The sequence below is a fragment of the Campylobacteraceae bacterium genome (assembly GCA_013215945.1).
Classification (GTDB): Bacteria; Campylobacterota; Campylobacteria; order Campylobacterales; family Arcobacteraceae; genus NORP36.
Genome location: JABSOM010000005.1, coordinates 128526 through 149459 on the forward strand (window position 1 = coordinate 128526; position 20934 = coordinate 149459).

Annotated in this window: 21 protein-coding genes; 17 read left to right on the forward strand and 4 right to left on the reverse strand. The window is 29.9% G+C overall.

Features of this window, described 5'->3' with window-relative positions:
- Nucleotides 1-69: 69 nt before the first annotated feature.
- On the forward strand, nucleotides 70-861 hold the full coding sequence (locus HRT41_06905) for an ATP-binding cassette domain-containing protein (GenBank protein ID NQY23746.1): 792 nt from the start codon (nucleotides 70-72) through the stop codon (nucleotides 859-861).
- Here HRT41_06905 and HRT41_06910 read toward each other — a convergent pair.
- Nucleotides 856-1737, reverse strand: a complete 882-nt coding sequence (locus HRT41_06910; GenBank protein NQY23747.1) for a DMT family transporter — start codon at nucleotides 1735-1737, stop codon at nucleotides 856-858. The genes HRT41_06905 and HRT41_06910 overlap by 6 nt on opposite strands.
- A 320-nt stretch (nucleotides 1738-2057) precedes the next feature.
- On the opposite strand from HRT41_06910, the gene HRT41_06915 reads away from it, so the two are divergent.
- The 14 genes from HRT41_06915 (at nucleotide 2058) to HRT41_06980 (ending at nucleotide 18115) form a co-directional block, all read left to right on the forward strand.
- Nucleotides 2058-3641 carry an aldehyde dehydrogenase (NADP(+)) gene (locus HRT41_06915; GenBank protein ID NQY23748.1) on the forward strand — a complete coding sequence of 528 codons (1584 nt, stop codon included), beginning with the start codon at nucleotides 2058-2060 and terminating at the stop codon, nucleotides 3639-3641.
- Nucleotides 3638-4582 (forward strand): ornithine cyclodeaminase family protein, encoded by a 945-nt coding sequence (locus HRT41_06920; protein NQY23749.1) that lies wholly within the window; start codon nucleotides 3638-3640, stop codon nucleotides 4580-4582. The genes HRT41_06915 and HRT41_06920 overlap by 4 nt, the downstream gene beginning before the upstream one ends.
- A 26-nt stretch (nucleotides 4583-4608) precedes the next feature.
- Entirely contained in the window at nucleotides 4609-5613 is a 1005-nt protein-coding gene (locus HRT41_06925) for a 4-hydroxyproline epimerase (protein NQY23750.1), read from the forward strand.
- A 1-nt stretch (nucleotide 5614) separates the two neighbouring features.
- Nucleotides 5615-6862, forward strand: a complete 1248-nt coding sequence (locus HRT41_06930) for an FAD-dependent oxidoreductase (protein ID NQY23751.1) — start codon at nucleotides 5615-5617, stop codon at nucleotides 6860-6862.
- Nucleotides 6863-7103: 241 nt separating this feature from the next.
- Nucleotides 7104-7925, forward strand: a complete 822-nt coding sequence (locus HRT41_06935) for a transporter substrate-binding domain-containing protein (protein NQY23752.1) — start codon at nucleotides 7104-7106, stop codon at nucleotides 7923-7925.
- A 47-nt stretch (nucleotides 7926-7972) separates the two neighbouring features.
- Nucleotides 7973-8647 carry an amino acid ABC transporter permease gene (locus HRT41_06940; GenBank protein NQY23753.1) on the forward strand — a complete coding sequence of 225 codons (675 nt, stop codon included), beginning with the start codon at nucleotides 7973-7975 and terminating at the stop codon, nucleotides 8645-8647.
- On the forward strand, nucleotides 8647-9369 hold the full coding sequence (locus HRT41_06945) for an amino acid ABC transporter permease (GenBank protein NQY23754.1): 723 nt from the start codon (nucleotides 8647-8649) through the stop codon (nucleotides 9367-9369). The genes HRT41_06940 and HRT41_06945 overlap by 1 nt, the downstream gene beginning before the upstream one ends.
- Complete coding sequence (locus HRT41_06950; GenBank protein ID NQY23755.1) at nucleotides 9366-10091, forward strand: amino acid ABC transporter ATP-binding protein; 726 nt, start codon at nucleotides 9366-9368, stop codon at nucleotides 10089-10091. The genes HRT41_06945 and HRT41_06950 overlap by 4 nt, the downstream gene beginning before the upstream one ends.
- A 96-nt stretch (nucleotides 10092-10187) precedes the next feature.
- Entirely contained in the window at nucleotides 10188-11294 is a 1107-nt protein-coding gene (locus HRT41_06955) for a mandelate racemase/muconate lactonizing enzyme family protein (protein NQY23756.1), read from the forward strand.
- 153 nt (nucleotides 11295-11447) lie between these two features.
- The gene (locus HRT41_06960) at nucleotides 11448-12494 is read left to right on the forward strand and encodes a proline racemase family protein (protein NQY23757.1); all 1047 of its coding nucleotides are present in this window, start codon (nucleotides 11448-11450) and stop codon (nucleotides 12492-12494) included.
- Between the two features lie 9 nt (nucleotides 12495-12503).
- The gene (locus HRT41_06965; GenBank protein NQY23758.1) at nucleotides 12504-13142 is read left to right on the forward strand and encodes a GntR family transcriptional regulator; all 639 of its coding nucleotides are present in this window, start codon (nucleotides 12504-12506) and stop codon (nucleotides 13140-13142) included.
- A gap of 170 nt (nucleotides 13143-13312) precedes the next feature.
- A complete protein-coding gene (locus tag HRT41_06970; GenBank protein NQY23759.1) occupies nucleotides 13313-13540 on the forward strand; it encodes a hypothetical protein in 228 nt (75 codons plus the stop codon).
- Nucleotides 13530-14201 carry a hypothetical protein gene (locus HRT41_06975; protein ID NQY23760.1) on the forward strand — a complete coding sequence of 224 codons (672 nt, stop codon included), beginning with the start codon at nucleotides 13530-13532 and terminating at the stop codon, nucleotides 14199-14201. The genes HRT41_06970 and HRT41_06975 overlap by 11 nt, the downstream gene beginning before the upstream one ends.
- Before the next feature lie 341 nt (nucleotides 14202-14542).
- A complete protein-coding gene (locus HRT41_06980) occupies nucleotides 14543-18115 on the forward strand; it encodes a bifunctional proline dehydrogenase/L-glutamate gamma-semialdehyde dehydrogenase (GenBank protein ID NQY23761.1) in 3573 nt (1190 codons plus the stop codon).
- A 90-nt stretch (nucleotides 18116-18205) separates the two neighbouring features.
- Here HRT41_06980 and HRT41_06985 read toward each other — a convergent pair whose 3' ends face one another.
- Nucleotides 18206-18394 (reverse strand): hypothetical protein, encoded by a 189-nt coding sequence (locus HRT41_06985; GenBank protein NQY23762.1) that lies wholly within the window; start codon nucleotides 18392-18394, stop codon nucleotides 18206-18208.
- A gap of 101 nt (nucleotides 18395-18495) precedes the next feature.
- Nucleotides 18496-19212 carry a DUF1223 domain-containing protein gene (locus HRT41_06990; GenBank protein NQY23763.1) on the reverse strand — a complete coding sequence of 239 codons (717 nt, stop codon included), beginning with the start codon at nucleotides 19210-19212 and terminating at the stop codon, nucleotides 18496-18498.
- A gap of 101 nt (nucleotides 19213-19313) precedes the next feature.
- On the opposite strand from HRT41_06990, the gene HRT41_06995 reads away from it, so the two are divergent.
- Entirely contained in the window at nucleotides 19314-20066 is a 753-nt protein-coding gene (locus HRT41_06995) for a 7-cyano-7-deazaguanine synthase (GenBank protein ID NQY23764.1), read from the forward strand.
- Nucleotides 20066-20527 (forward strand): DUF523 domain-containing protein, encoded by a 462-nt coding sequence (locus HRT41_07000; protein ID NQY23765.1) that lies wholly within the window; start codon nucleotides 20066-20068, stop codon nucleotides 20525-20527. Before HRT41_06995 ends, HRT41_07000 begins: the two co-directional genes overlap by 1 nt.
- On the opposite strand, the gene trxC is transcribed toward HRT41_07000, so the two are convergent.
- Nucleotides 20502-20933: a thioredoxin TrxC gene (gene trxC, locus HRT41_07005; protein NQY23766.1), complete on the reverse strand. Its 432-nt coding sequence runs from the start codon at nucleotides 20931-20933 to the stop codon at nucleotides 20502-20504. The genes HRT41_07000 and trxC overlap by 26 nt on opposite strands.
- Nucleotide 20934 lies beyond the last annotated feature (1 nt).

Sequence of the window (20934 nt, forward strand, 5' to 3'; positions counted from 1 at the left end):
TTAAAGATGAGTTTTATACTTTTTAAGAATAATTAACAAAAAAGTATTAGTATAAATTGAAGGATTAAAATGAATATTATAAATTTTGAAAATGTAAATATTGGGTATGACTATAGGTATTTAATTTTAAAAAACTTAAATTTAAAAATACAAGAGGGTGAACATTGGGTTATTTTAGGAGGCAATGGTTCAGGAAAAACAACCTTACTGAAACTTATGTCTAATGATTTGTACCCCAATACGTATACTGCTTTTAAAAAAGAAGTTTTTGATCAAGAGCGTTGGGAAATTAGTAAATTGAAAAATCATTTAGGAATAGTAAGCACTAATTTACAAAATGATTTTATCTATAATGCGAGAAATTCAAGTGCTTTTGAGATTATTATGTCTGGTTTTTATTCAAGTTTAGGGAAAATGCTTCATCATATATATACAAAAGAACAAATACAAAAAACAAATGATATTTTAAAAGAATTGTCTATTGAAAACTTGAAAGATAAAAAAGCCTATGAAATGTCAACGGGAGAGTTACGTAAGTGTTTAATTGCAAGAGCGTTAATACATCAACCAAAAGCTTTGATATTAGATGAACCAAGTACAGGCTTAGATATTAAAGCACAACATGAGTTTACTAAGCTTTTACGAAAATTAAGTAAAAAATTAAGCATTATTATTATTACACATCATTTGGAAGAAATATTTGAAGAAATCACACATGTAGCACTTTTAGCCAAGAATCAAATATATAAACAAGGAAAAAAAGAAGACTTACTTAACTCTAGTAATATTTCCAAGGTATTTGATATGAAACTTGAACTTGGAAAGAACAATCAAAGATACTTTATAAAAAATATTTTATGATTTTTTCTTAATCTGCTGTAATAATAGTCCCATTATTATTAAGCATAGACCTATTAGCGTTGAAAAAAGAATTTTTTCATCTAATATTAAATAAATAAGAAGTAATGAAATAAAGGGTGCTATGAAGATCAAATTAGCAATTTTTGACGTTGAAATTGTTTCTTTCATCGCTTTTAGCCAAAATAAGAATGTAATACTCATTTCAAATAAACCTACATAAAAAGCCCCTAGTAAACCTTTTATTTCTGGAAGAATAAAACCCTCATCAAAATAAATATAAAGTAAAATAAAAGGAAAAGAGAGTAAAAAATTACAAAATAGACCTACAACTGGGTCTACAGTGATTTTTGTATTATAAATCCAATACAAGGCCCAAAATACAGTTGAACTTAAAGCCAAAATTATTCCTAGCGTACTTGTAAACTCTAAAGAAAAAGGACTGCCTTTGGTGGCAATAATTAATACTCCAAAATAACAAATAATTCCAGCTATAAAATCTCTTAGATGTAATTTTTGTTTTAATAATGGAATGGATAAATAACTTAAAGTTAATGCCCACGTATAGTTTATTGTTTGTGCTTCTTGAACAGGTAATAAATCATAGGCTTTAAACAATACAAGATAAAATAAAAAAGGATTTAAAATAGCTAAAAATACTATCATTAAAAAGTTATTTTTAATATGTATAAGTATAAGAGCTGTTTTGTTCTGATATATTAATATTGAAAACAAGGTGAGAATCGAAAAAAGTGCTGCATAAAACAGTAGTTGAGAGGGGTTTAAATATTCCAATGATATTTTAAATGCACTTGCTACTGTGGACCATAGAAATACAGCTATTAATGCATAAATATACGCAAGCCTTTGATTCTTCATTTATTGCCTTTTTAATTATTTCAGGATTCTTTAAGTTAAAAGTAAAATTCTATATGATATACTTCTGATATATCAGTTGATATATCAGACATATATTACATCCGACATAATATTACTATATTAATTAAATACAAATAAAAGGATTAATATGACTTGTGATTTTATTGGAGTATATCAAGCAGTAACAACAAAGTTCACTTCTAATGATGAAGTAGATATGGAGAAGAAAGAAAAGCAGTTTAAGCTATAATTGATACTGGTTTAAAAAACAGACCAAATTACCAACACTATAAAAAAAGACAAAAATAAAAGGATTTAATTTGAGTATACATGGCAAAAACTTTATTGGAAATGATTTATCAGCACAAGGCGATAAAAGTAATAAAATATATGATATTAACAGCAATATTGCATTAGAAGGTGATTTTAGTCATGCAACTTCTAATGAAGTTTCTAAAGCTTTAGATTTAGCATCTAGTGCTTTTGTTGTGTATAAACAAAAATCACAAATACAAAGAGCCGTTTTTTTAGAAACAATTGCGGAAGAAATAATGAATTTGGGTGATGAGTTAATACTTAGAGTAATGAGTGAATCTAATCTTCCAAGACCAAGACTTGAAGGTGAGAGAGGCCGTACAATAGGACAACTTAAAATGTTCGCAAATTTATTAAGAGAGGGTTCTTGGGTTGAAGCTACAATAGATACAGCCTTGCCAAATAGAGCTCCCCTTCCTAGAAATGATTTAAGAAAAATGCTTAGACCTTTGGGTGTAGTATCTGTTTTTGAAGCTAGTAATTTTCCTTTGGCTTTTTCTTGTGCAGGAGGAGATACAGCATCTGCATTAGCAGCAGGATGTCCAGTAATTGTAAAAGCACATAGCTCACATTCAGGAACTTCTGAATTAGTAGCAGGTGCTATTATTAAAGCAGTAATAAAATGTGATATGCCTTCTGGTACTTTTTCTATGTTACATGGTAGCGGACGTGTGGTAGGACAGCAAATTGTAATGCATGATGCTGTTTGTGCTGTAGGGTTTACGGGATCTACTTATGCAGGAATGGAACTGTATAAATTGGCAAATACACGAAAACACCCCATTCCAGTTTTCGCAGAAATGGGAAGTATTAATCCGTGTTTATTTTTACCATCAGCTTTAAATGATACAAAAAAATTAGCAGCTTCTTATGCTTTTTCTATTACTTTGGGTGCAGGACAGTTTTGTACGAACCCTGGACTTATTATTGCACTAAAAGATGAAAAACTAGAAGAATTTAAGAAAGATTTAGCGCAAGAAATAGAAAAAGTAAAACCTGCAACTATGCTTTCAAGCTCAATTGCTAAAGCCTATAAAGAAAATAAAGACAAAGCAATAGCTCAACATGGAACAACAGTAATTGCACAGGCTTTAGAAGATGGAATGATTAGTGAAGGAAAAGCTATTGTTGCAAGTGTAGCAGGAAGCGAGTTTATTAAAAATCCTACTTTACAAGAAGAAGTATTCGGACCTTATTCACTCTTAGTTGAATGTGAAAATAAAGAAGAGTTAATGAACGTTATTACGTCTTTAGAAGGGCAATTAACTGCTACTGTTATGGGTGAAGATCATGAAATGGATGAGTTTTCGTCTTTTATTTATGCGCTTGAAAACAAAGCGGGAAGAATATTATTTAATTCTGTTCCCACAGGTGTTGAAGTATGTCATTCTATGCAACATGGAGGTCCTTTCCCAGCTGCAACAGATGCAAGATTTACCTCTGTAGGTACTGGAGCAATTAAACGATTTGTTAGACCTGTTTGTTTTCAAGATTGCCCAGTTTCACTTTTACCTCTAGAATTAAGAGATGAAAATGAATTAAAAATTTTAAGAATGGTAGATGATTCTTATTCAAATGAAAGTCTATGAGATTTTATACTAAAGAAGAAATAGATGGTGTTTTAAACTATCCTTCTTTAATAGAAGCACTAAAGGGTGCTTTTATTGGAGATAGTATTGTGCCTCCAAGACATCATCATGATTTCAAAAACCCAAAAGAAGGTATTGACTCTACACTTTTATTAATGCCTGCGTGGAAAGAAAGTGAAAGTCTAGGCGTAAAGGTTGTAACCGTTAGTCCAAATAATGCAAAATACGATATGCCTTCAATTCAAGGAATTTATCTTTTATTTAATGCCCAAAATGGGAAATTAGATGCTCTTTTAGATGGTAAAGCGCTTACAGCTAAACGAACTGCTGCTTCTTCTGCTTTAGGATCTTCTTTTTTATCAAGAAAAGATTCTTCTTCTTTATTAATGATAGGTACTGGTGCTTTAAGCATTGAACTTATACGTGCACATGCAAGTGTAAGACCTATAAAAGATGTTTTTGTTTGGGGAAGAGATATTAACAAAGCAAAAAAAATAGCAAATGAATTAAAAAATGAATTTAACATTATAGCCGTTGAAACAATTTTGGAAGTTATTTCAAAAGTAGATATTATTTCTTGTGCGACCTTAAGTAAAACAGCTCTTGTTTTAGGTGAAAACCTAGTGGAAGGGCAACATATAGATTTAGTTGGGGCTTATAAACCAGATATGAGAGAAGCCAACGATGCTTTGATCAAAAAAGTTGATATTTTTATTGATACACCTATGGCTTTAAAAGAAACAGGTGATCTTAAAATTCCTTTAGAACAAGGTACTATTAATAAAAATGACATACAAGCTGATTTATTTGACTTAAGCAGAAAAAAACACTTAGGTAGAAACAATAATAAACAAATTACTTTATTTAAATCTGTTGGCCATGCGCTGGAAGATTTAGCAGCGGCAATATTAGTAAAAGAAAAATTAATAGATAAAAATTAAATATTATAAATTATGTAGGAGAAACTATGTCATGTAAAACATTTTTTTGCGTAGATGCACATACTTGTGGAAACCCTGTTAGAGTTATTTTAGGAGGAGCACCTTTATTAAAAGGTGCTAATATGAGTGAAAAAAGGCAGCACTTTTTAAAAGAATTTGATTGGATTAGAACAGGGCTTATGTTTGAACCACGTGGTCATGATATGATGAGTGGAACAATAATATTTGAGCCAAGCAGCGATGATTTTGATGTATCTATTCTATTTATTGAAACAAGTGGGTGTTTACCTATGTGTGGACATGGAACAATTGGAACGGTTACTGTATTAATTGAAAAAGAAATAATTACTCCTAAAACACAAGGAGTATTGAGAATAGAAACTCCTGCTGGTTTGGTAATTGCAACATATAAAAAAGATGAAATGAACAGAGTTAAATCTGTAAAAATCGTTAATGTTCCTTCTTTTTTGCACTCACAGAACTTAAGTATAGAGTGTGAAGAACTGGGTGAGCTAAAATTTGATGTAGCTTATGGTGGAAACTTTTACGCCATTATTGATCCTCAAAAAAACTTTTCAGGTATTGAAAATTTTACAGCAGCAGCTTTAATTTCAATGAGTAAAAAATTAAGAGATAAAATCAATGAAAAATATACTTTTATTCATCCTCTTAATGAAACCATTAATGGACTGTCTCATCTTGAATGGACAGGAAAAACAATAGATTCTAGCTCAAGTGCACGTAATGCTGTTTTTTATGGAGACAAAGCTATTGACAGATCACCTTGTGGAACAGGAACATCTGCACGAATGGCGCAGTTATACGCAAAAGGAGAACTAAAACAAGGGGATGAATTTATTCATGAAAGTTTTATTGGTTCTAAATTTATAGGTCGCATTGAAGAAGAAATAAAATTAGGTAAATTTAATGCAATCATTCCTTCTGTTGAGGGATGGGCAAAAATCACAGGTCTAAATACTATTACTATTGATGATGATGATCCTTATGCTCACGGTTTTGTGGTAATTTAAGATGAGCAGTGTTGTAATTGTAGGAGCTGGAATTTCTGGACTTTGTTGTGCTTATTATTTGCATAAAAGTGGACATGAAGTAAGTATTTATGATAGTTCTGATCTTGGAAGAGAATGTTCTTATGGAAATGCAGGACTTATTGTTCCCAGTCATTTTGAAACCCTTGCAAATCCAGGAATTTTAAAAAAAGGATTTAAATGGATGTTAAATCCTAATTCTCCCTTTTTTTTGAAACCTCGTTTTGATATGGATTTAGTAAAATGGCTTATTAAATTTAATATGTTTTGTACTAAAAAACATGTAAATGATAATAAGTATTTTTTACGAGATATAAATTTGTACTCTTTGTCTTTATATAAAGACTTGGAAAAAAGTGATGATTTGAATTTTTCTTTAAAACAAAATGGTTTGTTAATGTTGTGTAAAGAAGAAAAAACTCTAGAAGAAGAAAGAAAGTTAGTAAGTGAAGCAAAAGAGCTTTCATTAGATGCGCAAATTTTAAGTTTGGATGAGATAAAAAAACTTGAACCTAATGTTTCTTTTAATGCCCTTGGTGCTAGTTACTTTAAAAGTGATGCCATTTTACAGCCTTATGATTTTATGATGAGTATTAAAAAATATTTAGAAGATAATAATGTCAAAATATATGAAAACTGTGAAATTGAAGATGTTAATATTCAAAACAATAAAATCGTCTCTATTTCTTCTAAAGATGAATCTATTTCTGCTGATAATTTTGTTTTTACAGCGGGAATTGCTACTTTTAAATTTGCAAAAAAACTCAATTTAAATCTAAGTATGGAAGCAGGAAAGGGATTTTCTTTTAAAGTTGATAAAAACCCTTCTTTAAACTTTTCAACACCTTTAATATTAGCGGAGCAAAAAGTTGCGGTTAGCCCTTATGACTCTTATGTGAGATTTGGTGGTACTATGATGTTAGCAGGAGTTGATTTGTCTTTAAATGATAGAAGAATCACAAATATAACAAAAGCTGCGAATTCTTATATTAATAATTTAGATATTAAAAAAGAAGACAGAAAAGATTTGTGGGCAGGATTAAGACCTTGTTCCCCTGATGGTTTACCTTATATTGGAAAAGATAAAAACATCAAAAATCTTTTTGTAGCTACTGGTCATGCGATGATGGGAGTTTCTTTAGGCCCAGCAACTGGAAAAATTATTTGTGATTTAATTAATAACACAGCCTGTGATTTAGATATATCTAAAATGGATATCAATAGGTTTTAAATTTAATTTTAAAATAAAAAAGGAATAAATAATTGATTATTATGGAGATATATATTGAAGTGAAAGGAACACTATTTTGCAGTTCTTCAGCTTAATATAAGTCTTACTATGAGATAATTTTTATTAGGTAGTACTAAAAGTAGTACTTATTTTTTTAAATAAATATTAATCTTAAAATAAAGGAGATGGAACAACATCGTTAAATTAGGACTAAACATATTACACAAATAAAGGAAAAATGATGAATATAGTAAAAAAATTGGCGTTTTTAGCAGTATCGGTTTTAGCATTTGGGGCTACAAGTGCAAGTGCAGACAAGTTGGATAAAATTCTTTCTAAGGGTACAATTAGATGTGGAGTTGTTCTTGATTTCCCACCAATGGGATACAGAGATGCGAAAAATAATCCAGCAGGGTTTGATGTTGAATATTGTAAAGATTTAGCAAAAGCTTTGGGTGTTAAATTAGAGCTTAAATCTATGTCTTTTGCTCAAAGACTTCCAGCATTAAATGCAGGAAAAGTGGATGTTGTAATTGGATCAACGTCTGATACATTACAAAGAGCTAAATCAGCTGGTTTCACAATGCCTTATTTTGTATTTAAATTACAAGCTATGGTTAAAAAAGATTCTGGAATTAAAGAATTTAAAGACTTAAAAGGTAAAAAAATTACTGCTGCTTTAAGTACAACTCCTGAAACTGAATTTTTGAAAAATGCTAAAGCAAATGGTTGGGATTCATCAAACTATTTTTCTTCTAAAAAAGAAAGTGATACTCACTTAGCACTTTTACAAGGTAAAGCAGATGCAATTATTACAACAGATACTACTATTGTTGAATTATTAAAACTTCCTAAGTACAAAGATTATAAAGCAGGTCCTTTTGTTCCTGGATTTGATGATTTTGTATCAATTATTGTAAAAAGAACAGAATATGGAATGATTAATTACATGAACTTATTTATTCACCAACAAGTAAGATCTGGAAGATATAAAGAACTTAACAAAATGTTTTACGGAAATAGTCCTGTTAGAAAATTAACTGTTGATGGTATTTATTACTAAAAATTAAGAGCTTTTGCTCTTGATTTTTAAACAAAGAAGGATTAGTAATGTTTGATTTTGATTACACATTTCACTGGATAACCGTCTGGAACGTTTTTCCCGAGATGTTAAGTGCTGCAATGGTTACAATAGAAGTTGCAGTTATATCTATGATTGTTGGTTTGTTTTTCGCTGTTTTTTTATCCTTAGGAAAAGACAGTTCAAATGAATTATATAGAACACCCAGTATTATTTGGATTGAGATTGCAAGAAATACACCTGCATTGTTTCAAATATACATGGCATATTTTGGTTTAGGAGCATTTGGTATTCATTTAAGTCCTTATTTGGCAGTAATGATGGCGCTTATTTTTAATAACGCAGGTTATTTAGCTGAAACATTAAGAGGAGGATTTGCATCAATACCACATACTCAAATGGCATCATCAAGATCTTTAGGTATGACTACTTTTCAAGCCTATAGATATATTATTTTACCTCAGGTTTTTAAAGTGGTATATCATCCAATGACAAATCAAATGATTTGGTCAATATTAATGACATCTTTAGGTACTTTGGTTGGAATGTTAGAACTTACAGGGAAAACTGATCAATTACAATCTCTGTCTTTTAGAACCTTTGAATTTTATTTAGTAGCAGCTGTAATGTATTTTGTTATTGCAAAAGGTACACTGCTTTTAGCAAAATTATTAGCACATAAAATATTTAAAGGAGATGCATAATGACTAATAAACAAATAAAATATCTTATTTATAGTTCAATTTTTTTATATGCTGTTTATCAAACTGTAGTATCAGTAAAAGCATCGTCTTTAACATATTATGATTTAGTATTTTTATTAGAAGGATTAGAGCGAACGATTTACATTTCTTTTGTTTCTATTGTAATTGGAACATTTTTTGGAATAATATTTGGTTGGATGAAGGTTAATATGGGAACCTTTGGAAATATAATATTAAGTGGTTTTTTGGATATTTTACGTTCAGTTCCCTTAATTATTCAACTTATTTTATTTTATTCTTTTATGGGAATTTTAGAAATTGAAATATCTGTTTTTTGGGTAGGAGCTATTATTTTATCTGCTTATACTTCTGCTTTTGTAACAGAAGTAGTACGTGCAGGAATTGAATGTGTCCCTGAAACAACAAGAAGAGCGGCCAGATCCTTAGGAATGACGTATTGGCAAGATTACAGATATATTGTTTTTCCCTTAGGTCTTAGAGCAGTATTCCCTTCATGGATATCAATTGTTTTATCTGTTATTAAAGATTCAGCATTGATTTCTGTTATTGGGTACTTAGAGTTGTTGAAAACAACAGAAGAATTAATAGCAAAAACAAATGAAGCACTGTTATTATTATTAGGAATTGGTTTGTTTTATTTTATTATTTCATATCCTATTTCATTGTATGCAGCTAAGTTAGAAAGGAAATTAAAAGTATGATTGAATTAAAGAAAGTACATAAGTCTTATGGAGATTTAGAAGTGTTAAAAGGTATTGATTTAACAGTTAAAAAAGGAGAAGTTCTTTCCGTTATTGGAGGTTCTGGTTCTGGAAAATCTACAATGCTTTATTGTATAAACGCTATTGAAAGTATTCAAAAAGGCGAAGTTTTAGTCGATGGAATTTCTGTTCACGATAAAAGTACTAATATTAATACCTTAAGACAAAAGATTGGAATGGTTTTTCAACAATGGAATTCTTTTCCTCATTTGACTGTATTAGAAAATGCGGCACTTTCTCCACAAATTGTATTGGGAAAAAGCAAAGCAGAAGCAGAAAAAATTGCAAAAGAACAGCTTGATCATGTGGGATTAGGAGATAAGTTTAATGTTTATCCTGGTCGTATGTCAGGTGGGCAACAACAGCGTCTTGCTATTGCGCGTGCTTTAGCTATGGAGCCTGAATACATGCTCTTTGATGAAATTACATCTGCTTTAGATCCTGAATTAGTAGGAGAAGTACTAGATACCTTAAGACTTTTAAGAAAAGAAGGAATGACAATGATATGTGTTACTCACGAAATTGCATTTGCAAGAGAAGTATCAGATAATGTTGCTTTTTTCCATAAGGGTGTTATTGAAGAATTTGGACCTCCTTCTCAGGTTATTTCAAATCCACAAAAAGAAAGAACACAACAATTCTTATCAAAAGTACTACAATAATATATATCGAATTTATACGAAACACTCAAGGTTTCGTATAAATATATTTCATTCTTTTTTTAAAAAGAGTGAAATATGTTTATACAAAGGAAAACTATGAAAATTACAAATATTTTAGTATATCAAGTAGATTTACCCTTACATGAAGGTAGATACTCTTGGGCCAGTGGTAAGTATGTTGATGTTTTTGATTCAACTATTGTATGTATACAAACAGATACATCTTATATGGGGTGGGGAGAAAATTGTCCTTTAGGGCCATTTTATTTACCTGCTCATGCAAAAGGTTGTAGAGCTGCAATAGAAGAAATAGCACCTCATTTAATTGGTCTTGATCCCAGTAATTACGGTTTAATTAATAAAGTAATGGATGAAGCATTAATAGGACACAACTATGCCAAATCAGCTATTGATATGGCATGTTGGGATTTATTGGGTAAAAAAGCTAATTTAAGTATTTGTGATTTAATGGGTGGTAAACATGGTGATGAAATAGAATTATACAGAGCTATTTCTCAAGAAAGTCCCGAAAAAATGGCAGCAAAAGTATCTGGATATAGAAAAGAAGGATATAGAAAGTTTCAGTTAAAAGTAGGTGGCGATCCTGTTGAAGATATCAAACGAATTAAAGCTGTTTCAGAAGTATTAAAAGAGGGTGAGACTTTGGTAGCTGATGCTAATACTGGCTGGAAAGCACATGAAGCAATACGCGTTGTTAATGCAGTTAAAGATATTGATGTTTATATTGAGCAACCTTGTTTGTCTTATGAAGAATCTATTAAAGTTAGAAACAATACTACACTTCCTTTTATTCTGGATGAAAATATCAATGACATGTTAACGCTTTTACGTGCAGAAAATGACAGTGCAATGGATTGTATTAATCTTAAGATTTCAAAAGTAGGGGGACTTACTAAAGCCAGACAAATAAGAGATTTGTGTGTGAACTTAGGCCTTCCTATGACTATTGAGGATTCTTGGGGTGGAGATATTGTAACCGCAGCTATTTCTCAATTAGCGCATTCAACGCCTGAGCGTTTTAGATTTTCATCAACAGATTTTAATTCTTATACCCCGGTAACATTTGCAACAGGAGCTCCTAAAAGAGTAAATGGAAAAATGTCTGCTTCTTCTAAACCTGGACTTGGAATTGAACCTATTATGGATGTTTTGGGAAAAGCTGTATATACATGTATTAAATAAAAGCGATTCTCGCTTTTGTTTGTATCTAATTATATTACAGATATATTCTAGGATAAGTATTTTTACTGTTTTACTTAACAGTAAAATATCCTTTTATACGTGTTATTTTTATAATAAATCAAGCTTTAAAATACTTCTTTAAAAAGAGAGAAAATGAATATATTAAATAAAATAAAACAAAGTAAATTGTCTTATAACAATGCATTAAGCATTAAAACAATTGATATGCACACAGGAGGCGAGCCTTTACGTGTTATTATTGATGGTTATCCTACGCTTAAAGGTAAGAGTATTCTAGAAAAAAGAAACTATACCAAAGAACATCTTGATCATTTACGAAAAGCTTTGATGTTTGAACCACGTGGCCATGCAGATATGTATGGAGTAATTTTAACTGAAGCTTGTACTAAGGGCTGTGATTTTGGGGTTATTTTTATGCACAATGAAGGGTACAGTACTATGTGTGGACATGCAACTATTGCCATTACTAAATTAGCAGTACTTCAAAACTGGGTTGAAGTAACTGCTCCAATAACACATATTACAATAGATGCGCCTTGCGGGGTTTTACATGCCAGTGCTTATATTAATGATGAAGGAGAAGTAACAAAAGTAAGCTTTAAATGCGTACCTTCTTTTGTTCTTGCTTTAAATGAAAAAATCGAAGTTACAGATTTAGGTGAAATTACTTATGATTTGGCATATGGAGGGGCTTTCTATGCTTATATAGATGCGGACGAAATAGGCCTTAGTTTAGATAAGAATAATTATGATAAAATTATCACTTATGGGAAAAAAATTAAAAAAAGTATAGTAGAAACAAAAGACAATATAAAACATCCTTTTGAAGAAGATTTAAGTTTTTTATATGGAACTATTTTTATCTCAAACAAATCAGACGTACATTCTAAAAATGTTTGTGTATTTGCAAATGGTGAAGTAGATAGAAGTCCCACGGGTTCTGGTGTATCTGGACGTGCAGCAATACACTATAAAAAAAATGAATTAGAAAAAAATCACTCAATTATTATTGAAAGTATTTTAAATACGAGTTTTGAAGTAAAAGTCCTGGAAGCATTAAAATATGGACAGTTTGATGCTATTATTCCAGAAGTAAGTGGGAATGCATATATTACAGGCGAGCATAACTTTTTAATAGATGAAGACGATGAATTGAAATATGGATTTTTTTTAAGATAAAGGACTGAAATGCCAGAAAATAAGTTATCAAATAAAGCGTATATAATACTAGAAGAATTTTTAGTAACACTTAAATTAGAACCAGGAAAGACCTATTCAGAGAAAGAGTTGATGTCTTTAACTGGAGTCTCTCGTACACCTTTACGAGAAGCTTTACTAAAATTATCTTATGAAAGTTTAATAAATATAATTCCACGCCGTGGTATAGAAATATCAGATATTAATATGACAAACCAATTGGCTATTTTAGAAACCAGAAGAGTTTTAGACAGTTTATTAATTTCACGAGCGACTAAATATGCTACTACTTTTGAAAAAGAACATATTCAGGAATTTAAAAACCATATGCAAGAAGCCGTTGATGCAAATGATGTGGAAGCATTTTTACGTATTGACAAAGAAATGGATAATCTTATTTTTAAAACCGCAAGAAATGAATTTGCAAGTAAGGCTACAAGCCCATTACATGTGAGGTCTAGACGCTTTTGGTATTATTTTAAAGGCATAGAAGATTTACAAAAATCGGCAAATACTCATATGAAATTAATTGATGCGATAATAGAAGGTAATGAAAAAGAAGCCTTACAAATTTCAGATCAGATCATAAATGGTTTGGTAGATGTTGTAAAAAAATATATTAATCTGTAACAAAATATTGCCTTAATCACGAATACACTGTTTCTGCATATTCTGCTTTAATTGTTACTACTTTCAAATGAGTATTTTTTTGTAATAAGTTTTAATTAAGTTTAAATGTGAAATAATTACTATATTAAAAGTAGTTTAAAAAGTACTACTTAAATTATCTTAGGATTAAAATGGCAAAACTTAAAAACTCTAGAAATATTATTAAAAATGTTATTCAAAAACACGCAAGTGAAAATAAAAAAGAAATTTCACAAATAACTATTAAAATTGATAAGCGCTTGGATAAAGCCTTGATTATTTTGTCAAAAGAGCTAAACGTGTCTAAGAATAGGCTTATTGAAGATATTTTATTTGAGAGTGGAATTATTGACGAAGTGGATGAAAATTATGTTGACTAAAAACAATATTTTTCCTGAAAAAAAGGATGTAGTAGATGCTGTACTAAGAGGTATTCTTTGTTCTAAAGAAAATTACACTTCTTGGACTTGTGATGAACTCTACCTTTCAACTGCTCCTAATAATTTTTTAAGAGTGCATATTGCACAAGAAATTGCCAAATTAGAAGATAAACCAGAGATATTTATGGATGCAACGCTTGCAGATATCTTACGTTGTTCTTTAAGCTCACGTACTTCGTATAAAGCTTTTATGAAAGATAATAATTTGGCACAAGGAACATTTTGTTTAACTCTTGATGAACGATTTACACATCTTAGTGATAATGATTCTGTATCGCGGGTTATAATGAGTATTCAAAATGGGGTTAGAAATGCTCAAGATGAATATAAAAATCAAATTAAAAGAATTTGTATTATGTTAGAGCGAGAAAAAAAAGAAGATTCAAGTTTGGATTACGGAATATTCGCTTTTTATCTAGATATCTCAAATCTTGCACGAAAAAAAACCCAAAAACGATTGGATGAAATTATTTCCAGTTTTGATGCTATTGTTTCTTCTCATAATGGACTTACCTCTACATTTAAAAGAGGAGATATTAATATAATTGAAGGTACTGGTGAATGGTGTATCGCTTGTTATCTAATAGAACCAACTTTCTAATAAATCTTTTTTCCGTATAATTTTAGGCTTTCATATTTTTTAATTTGAAGCTTCTAAAATTTTTCTACTATATCTATAAATACTTTTCCCATATATTTATCTAAGCCCAAAATATTCTTATTTGATTAAAACATGACTTTTATCTAAGCATTTCTAAGAAATTTTACTTTATTTCCACTGTCCAAGATACTTCCTTATTAACATATTTCTTTAACTAGAAAATATAGCTTAAAATTATCATTAAGGAATACTCTTATAAGCTTATTATAAGTATTACTGTGAGATAATTATTAAAAGGTAGTACTAAAAGTAGTACTGATAAATAACTAAGGAATAATAATATGGAAAAAAATATTGAGCTTATCAATTCGGCAATAAAACTTGCAGCTAAATGGCAAAACAGAGCTACAGAACTTGTAAGTGATTTTGACAGAGTATTTTATATTAAAATGAATAAGATGTTAGAACAGCCAAAAGACAAGGCTTTGTTAATAGAGTTGATGGATCAATGTTTTAGAGCTGAATCTAATGCTAGAGTTGCTAATCAAATTTGTTTTTTGTTAAAAAAACATGGAATGGCACATTTTTTTACAACAAAAGATAAAACATTATTATATCTTTTCCAAAACATAGGGAAATACTTACCCAATATCTCTGTTCCTTTATTTGTGAATCAAATAAGAGAAGATACTAAAACAGTTGTAATTAAAGGCGAGGAAAAATTTCTTTCTGCTCATTTACAAAAAAGAAAAAAAGAAGGTACAAGAGTTAATATTAATCTTATTGGGGAAGTAGTTCTTGGAGAAGAAGAAGCGGGCGAGCGAATGGATAAGTATATTAAAGCTTTAAAAAACCCTGATGTAGATTATTTATCAATTAAAATTTCTACTATTTTTTCTCAAATTAATCCTTTAGATTTTGATAATACAGTAGATATATTGGTTGAAAAATTAACAAAAATTTATAGAGTGGCTAAAGAAAACACTTTTATTAATTTTAATGGAAAAAAAGAGTATAAATTTGTAAATCTTGATATGGAAGAGTACAGAGATTTAGCAATTACAGTGGCTGTATTTAAAAAGACTCTTGAAAAAGAAGAATTCAAAGATTTGTATGCTGGAATTGTATTACAAGCTTATTTACCTGATTCTTACCTTTGGCAACAAGATTTATGTGACTGGGCAAGAAACAGAGTTCAAAATGGTGGTTCTGCTATTAAGTTCAGATTGGTTAAAGGTGCTAACATGGAAATGGAAGAAACCGAAGCCTCTCAAAAACATTGGGAAATGGTTACTTATATAGATAAAGCGGATACAGATTCAAATTACAAACGAATGGTAAATTATGCACTTGATAAAAACAATGCTCAATATATGCATATAGGAACAGCTTCTCATAACTTATTTGAATTGGCTTATGCAACTGTATTAGCTGACGATAATAATACGGGGGAATTTCATAGCTTAGAAATGCTTGAGGGTATGAGTGAATCTGCACGACTTGCTATAAAAGAGATTTCAAAAGAAGTGATTTTATATGCACCTACTGCTTCTAAAGAACAGTTTACCAATGCTATTGCTTATTTAGTTAGAAGATTGGATGAAAATACAGGACCTGATAACTTTATAAGATATTCTTTTGGTTTAACAGTGGATTCAAGTGATTGGAAAATGCAAGAAAAACTTTTTGTAGAAAGTTTTGAAGTAGAAAAAACATCTTTTGTAGGTAGTAAAAGAACACAAAACAGATTAGAAGAAAAATGGAATAAATTTTCAAATTCTTCTTATGATACAAATTCTTATCATGCTGAAGCAGATACGGATTTTATTTTAAGTAAAAATCATGAGTGGGCACAAAATATTGTTAAAAAATGGAAAAAATCTAACGCTAGTAAACATGAAATTGCTCCTGTTGTTGTTGGAGGAGAAGATTTAGTAGGTGATCGTAAAATTTATGAGGCTATTGACAAATCACAATTTGAAGAAGGTGTTCTTGCTGGTAAATTTGCATTAGCAACAGAAGCTGATATTAAAAAAGCCGTTGACGTTGCAAGAGCAGATAAAGATGGGTGGAGAGATTTATCTCATGAACAAAGACATGAAGCTTTAAAAAAAGTGGCTATAAAAGTACGTGAGAGAAGAGATGATTTAATTGGGGTTGCAGCTGCTGAAGTTGGTAAAGTATTTACTGAAACTGATGTAGAAGTATCTGAAGCGATTGATTTTATTGAATTTTATACTCATGCTATAAGACATTTTGATGCTTATGAAAACTTAGAGTTAAAAGCAAAAGGAGTAGGTGTTGTTGTACCACCTTGGAATTTCCCTATTGCTATTCCTATGGGTGGGGTTGCTGCTTCATTAGCTGCTGGAAATACGGTTATTATTAAACCTGCTTCTGTTGCTGCTTTATGTTCTTATGAGATGTGTAAGTGTTTTTGGGATGCTGGAATTTCTAAGAATGTATTACAATTTTTGCCTTGTCCAGGTGCACTTGCAGGAGAATTTTTAATTCCTAATAAAGATATTGATTTCTTGATTTTAACAGGGGGAGAAGATACGGCTGCTTCTATGTTAGAAACAAGAAACGATTTGTTTTTATCTGCTGAAACAGGTGGAAAAGATGCGACTATAGTTACTAATATGGCAGATCGAGAACAAGCGGTTAAAAATGTGTGTTTATCTGCTTTTAAAAACTCAGGGCAAAAATGTAGCGCAACTTCTCTTTTAGTATTAGAAGAAGAAGTTTATAATGATAAAAATTTTAGAAAAGCGCTAATAGATACTGCAAAATCACTAAATGTAGGATCAATTTGGGATTTTAAAAATGCAATTGGAACCTTGGCTAATAAAGTAAGTGGAAATTTAGAAAAAGCAATTTCTTCATTAGAAGGCGAAGAAGAATGGGCACTAGAGCCTAAATATGTAAATGATAATCCTTATATGTTAAGTCCAGGAATTAAATGGGGAGTAAGTGAAGGTAGTTTTATTCATATGAATGAATTATTCGGACCTGTACTAGCTGTTATAAAAGCGTCTGATTTAAAACATGCTGTAAAGATTGTAAATGCTACAGGTTATGGCTTAACATCTGGAATTGAGTCTTTAGATGAAAGAGAAGTATCGTACTGGAGAGAAAATTTAAAAGCGGGGAATCTTTATATTAATAGAGGAACTACGGGTGCTATTGTTTTACGTCAGCCTTTTGGTGGAATGGGAAAATCTGCTATAGGAGCTGGGCGTAAGGCTGGTTTTTATAACTATATTACACAATTCGTTGATATTGCTGAAAAAACGCTTCCTAAGGCTAAAAAAGAATATAAAAGTGATTTGAGTTCTTTTCTAAAAAGATGTGCTTCAATATCTTCAAATAAAAGTGATTTTAATAAATTAGAAGCTGCTTATCAATCGTATGAAGAAAATTATGAAAATGAGTTTTCTCTTGAAAAAGATTATGCGAAAGTTAGAGGAGAAGACAATCACTTTAGATACTTACCTTTAAATAAGGTTGTTATTAGAGTAAGTAAAGAAGACAGTATTTTTGAAATAGTATCTAGAATACTAGCTTCTAGAGTAGCTAAGGTAAGTTTTACAGTTTCAATGAGTGAGGATGCAAATATAAAAGTATTTTTAGAAAATTCTTTAGAACTTTTTTCAAGTTCTGATACTCTTGTTATTGAAAATGAAGAATCATTCATTAAAACGATAAAACAATATGAAAGAGTTATTTACTCTAATATTAAAAAAGTATCTTCTGCTGTATTTAAAGAAAGTGTTAAAACCTTGGTTTTTATCATAAGACAAGAGCCTTTAATGGAGGGTAGATTAGAATTATTGAATTATTTTTCTGAACAAAGTATTTCTCATTCATATCACAGATATGGGAATATTGGGGCAAGAGAAGCAAGTAAATAAACGTATACACAAACAGTATGAAATAAGTTTACTTATTTCATACTTCTTCTTAACTTTAAAACTCTCACTTACTTTCTTAATTTATATTTTTTATACTGAATCTTTTAGTGCAATAATTTGTTCAAATAACATATTTCCAAAACCAAAAGGAAGCTCTTCATTGTTTTTTTGAGCCATTTCAATTATTTGTAAAATTTGTTCATTATTCATATATTTAGCATGGGGTAAAATAGTTTCTATAACGGTATTTTTAAATGTTTCTATTTCTTCAATAGTCATTAAATCTTCTTTTTATTAAATTTATAGAATTATAGTTATTTTTTACAAAATAAGAAATAAAAAACCTTCTCTTTTCCAATATTTTAAGAAAACAGTCTAAATTATAGATAAGAAGCACTTGCTTGTATTTGTTTTCCATTTTTATCTGAAATAAAAACTACTAAAACTTTATTTTTTCTTGTGTTTATTTTATATTTATACGTTTGTGTAAATCTTCCATTTATAATGTTTGATTTATGTGATTCAAGACTTTGAACAACAAAATCGTGTTCCAGATTTTTGTTTTTATTTTCGCCATTTTTTATATATATATTAAAGTCATTTTCTAATAAAGCGATATTAATAATCACGTTTTTATTTAAATTCTTATTTTTATGTGTGAAGTTTATATCTATTGTATTCTTTTCTAGATTTATACTTAGTACTCCTGCATAAGATGATTTTAAAGGGGGAAATACTTGACTTGTAAACCATTGTTTATATTCTTTTGCATCAATAATGAATTGTGGGGTATATACAGAATTCTTTTTCCATACATTTGATGAATAATATCTTTGTCTATTGTTAAATTTTTCTTTTGCAAATGTATCTTTCCATCCCAAAAAATCCCAATAGGTAATATGAAAAGCCATAGGAATGAAGGTTTTAAATAAATCTTCTTTATTTTTAAGACTTGATAACCATTTATCAGCAGGAGGGCAGGATGAACAGCCTTGAGAGGTATATAATTCAATAAGTGTTACTTTGTTTTCACTGCTTTTAAATTCAAGAGAGAAAAGAAGAGAGCTTAATAAACTTAAGATAAACAGTATTTTCATGATAAATCCTTTTACTATGATTTACAGTATAAAACCTTTTTGTGTAGTAAATATTTAGATATTTGGATATAATTGCAAAAAAATATTAGGACAGTTTGAAAGTGATAGAATTAAGTAAAAAAATAACTTCTCTTGTAGGTAAAACAAATGCCGAGTATGGGCTTATTAAAGAAGGAGATAAGATACTTGTTGGTTTTTCTGGTGGAAAAGACTCAACAACGCTTATTCATGCTTTAAATCATATAAAAAGAGTTGCTCCTTTTAATTTTGAGTTTAAAGCTATAACTATTACATATGGAATGGGAGAAGAAGTAGAATTCTTAACTAAACATTGTAATGAACATGGAATTGAACATGAAATCATTGATACTAAAATATATGAATTAGCAGGGGATAAAATTAGAAAAAATTCTTCTTTTTGTTCTTTTTTCTCAAGAATGAGAAGAGGATATTTATATTCAGCTGCACTTGACCAAGGATATAATAAATTAGCGCTTGGACATCATTTAGATGATGCAATGGAGAGTTTTTTTATGAACTTTATGTACAGCGGAGCTTTACGATCTATGCCTCCTAAATATACAGCTGAAAATGGCTTGGAAATAATACGGCCTTTGATTTTTTGTAGAGAAGGGCAATTACGTGCTTTTGCTTTAAAAAATGAAATATCTGTTATTGGAGATGAAGCCTGTCCTGCTATGAGATTTGATATTAAAATGCCTCATACAAGAGAAAAGACGAAAAAAATGTTAGCAAAACTTGAAGAAGAAAATCCTCAAATTTTTGTTTCTATGAAAGCAGCTTTTCAAAATGTACAAACATCAACCTTTTTTGATAAAGATATGTTGGTTTAGTGAAACTGCTTGTTTCTTCTTGCCTCTTAGGTGAGAAAGTACGATACGATGCCAAAGGAAATAAAATAGATTCAAAACTTTTTGAATCTATTCTAAATACGCACCAAATTTTCTCTTTTTGTCCTGAAGTAGAAGGGGGATTACCCATTCCAAGGCCTGCTGCTGAGATTCATAATAAAAGGGTTCTTAGTTCTACCAATATTGATTTTACAAAAGAATTTGAAGAAGGTGCTTTAAAAGCGCTTACTTTATGCATGAAAGAAAACATCATTTTTGCTTTATTAAAATCTAAATCCCCTTCTTGTGGCAACAAACAGATTTATGATGGAAGTTTTTCTGGTAGATTAATTGATGGCATGGGCTTATGTGTTAAAAAACTACAAGCGCATAATATTATGGTGTTTAATGAAAATGAGCTTGAAGAATTATTAGAAGCTATAAATGATCTTGAACTAAAATAGAGAGTTTTGTTGGATCAATAAGTCCAGAAACTCTTTTAATTTCTTCTGCATTTTTAAATATAACTAAAGTGGGAATGGATTGAATCCCATATTTTTGTGCAATATTTTGTTCTTCTTGTGTATTGATTTTTATAAACAGTGCTTTTAAAACAAAAGATTTTGATGTTTCTTCAAAGATAGGAGAAAAAGACTTACATGGTCCACACCAGGGTGCCCAAAAATCGATAATAACTGGTATATCAGAATTCATTAATATATGATCTAAATTGTATTCGTTTACATCCAGAATATTTTTTTCCAAAAGAGAATTTTTACATTCTCCACATAAGGCTTTTTTATAAGAATCTTTTTTGGGAATCTTATTTATTTTCAAGCATGTTGCACATACTACATTTATTTTTTGCATT

Excerpts from the sequence above, each read along its gene's own strand:
- HRT41_06910 (NQY23747.1), bottom strand. The coding sequence starts at position 1,737 with ATGAAGAATCAAAGGCTTGCGTATATTTATGCATTAATAGCTGTATTT.
- HRT41_06985 (NQY23762.1), bottom strand. The coding sequence starts at position 18,394 with ATGACTATTGAAGAAATAGAAACATTTAAAAATACCGTTATAGAAACT.
- HRT41_06940 (NQY23753.1), top strand. The coding sequence starts at position 7,973 with ATGTTTGATTTTGATTACACATTTCACTGGATAACCGTCTGGAACGTT.
- HRT41_06975 (NQY23760.1), top strand. The coding sequence starts at position 13,530 with ATGTTGACTAAAAACAATATTTTTCCTGAAAAAAAGGATGTAGTAGAT.
- HRT41_06990 (NQY23763.1), bottom strand. The coding sequence starts at position 19,212 with ATGAAAATACTGTTTATCTTAAGTTTATTAAGCTCTCTTCTTTTCTCT.
- HRT41_06965 (NQY23758.1), top strand. The coding sequence starts at position 12,504 with ATGCCAGAAAATAAGTTATCAAATAAAGCGTATATAATACTAGAAGAA.
- trxC (NQY23766.1), bottom strand. The coding sequence starts at position 20,933 with ATGCAAAAAATAAATGTAGTATGTGCAACATGCTTGAAAATAAATAAG.
- HRT41_06970 (NQY23759.1), top strand. The coding sequence starts at position 13,313 with ATGGCAAAACTTAAAAACTCTAGAAATATTATTAAAAATGTTATTCAA.
- HRT41_06920 (NQY23749.1), top strand. The coding sequence starts at position 3,638 with ATGAGATTTTATACTAAAGAAGAAATAGATGGTGTTTTAAACTATCCT.
- HRT41_06980 (NQY23761.1), top strand. The coding sequence starts at position 14,543 with ATGGAAAAAAATATTGAGCTTATCAATTCGGCAATAAAACTTGCAGCT.
- HRT41_06955 (NQY23756.1), top strand. The coding sequence starts at position 10,188 with ATGAAAATTACAAATATTTTAGTATATCAAGTAGATTTACCCTTACAT.
- HRT41_06945 (NQY23754.1), top strand. The coding sequence starts at position 8,647 with ATGACTAATAAACAAATAAAATATCTTATTTATAGTTCAATTTTTTTA.
- HRT41_06925 (NQY23750.1), top strand. The coding sequence starts at position 4,609 with ATGTCATGTAAAACATTTTTTTGCGTAGATGCACATACTTGTGGAAAC.
- HRT41_06935 (NQY23752.1), top strand. The coding sequence starts at position 7,104 with ATGAATATAGTAAAAAAATTGGCGTTTTTAGCAGTATCGGTTTTAGCA.
- HRT41_06905 (NQY23746.1), top strand. The coding sequence starts at position 70 with ATGAATATTATAAATTTTGAAAATGTAAATATTGGGTATGACTATAGG.
- HRT41_06950 (NQY23755.1), top strand. The coding sequence starts at position 9,366 with ATGATTGAATTAAAGAAAGTACATAAGTCTTATGGAGATTTAGAAGTG.
- HRT41_06930 (NQY23751.1), top strand. The coding sequence starts at position 5,615 with ATGAGCAGTGTTGTAATTGTAGGAGCTGGAATTTCTGGACTTTGTTGT.
- HRT41_06960 (NQY23757.1), top strand. The coding sequence starts at position 11,448 with ATGAATATATTAAATAAAATAAAACAAAGTAAATTGTCTTATAACAAT.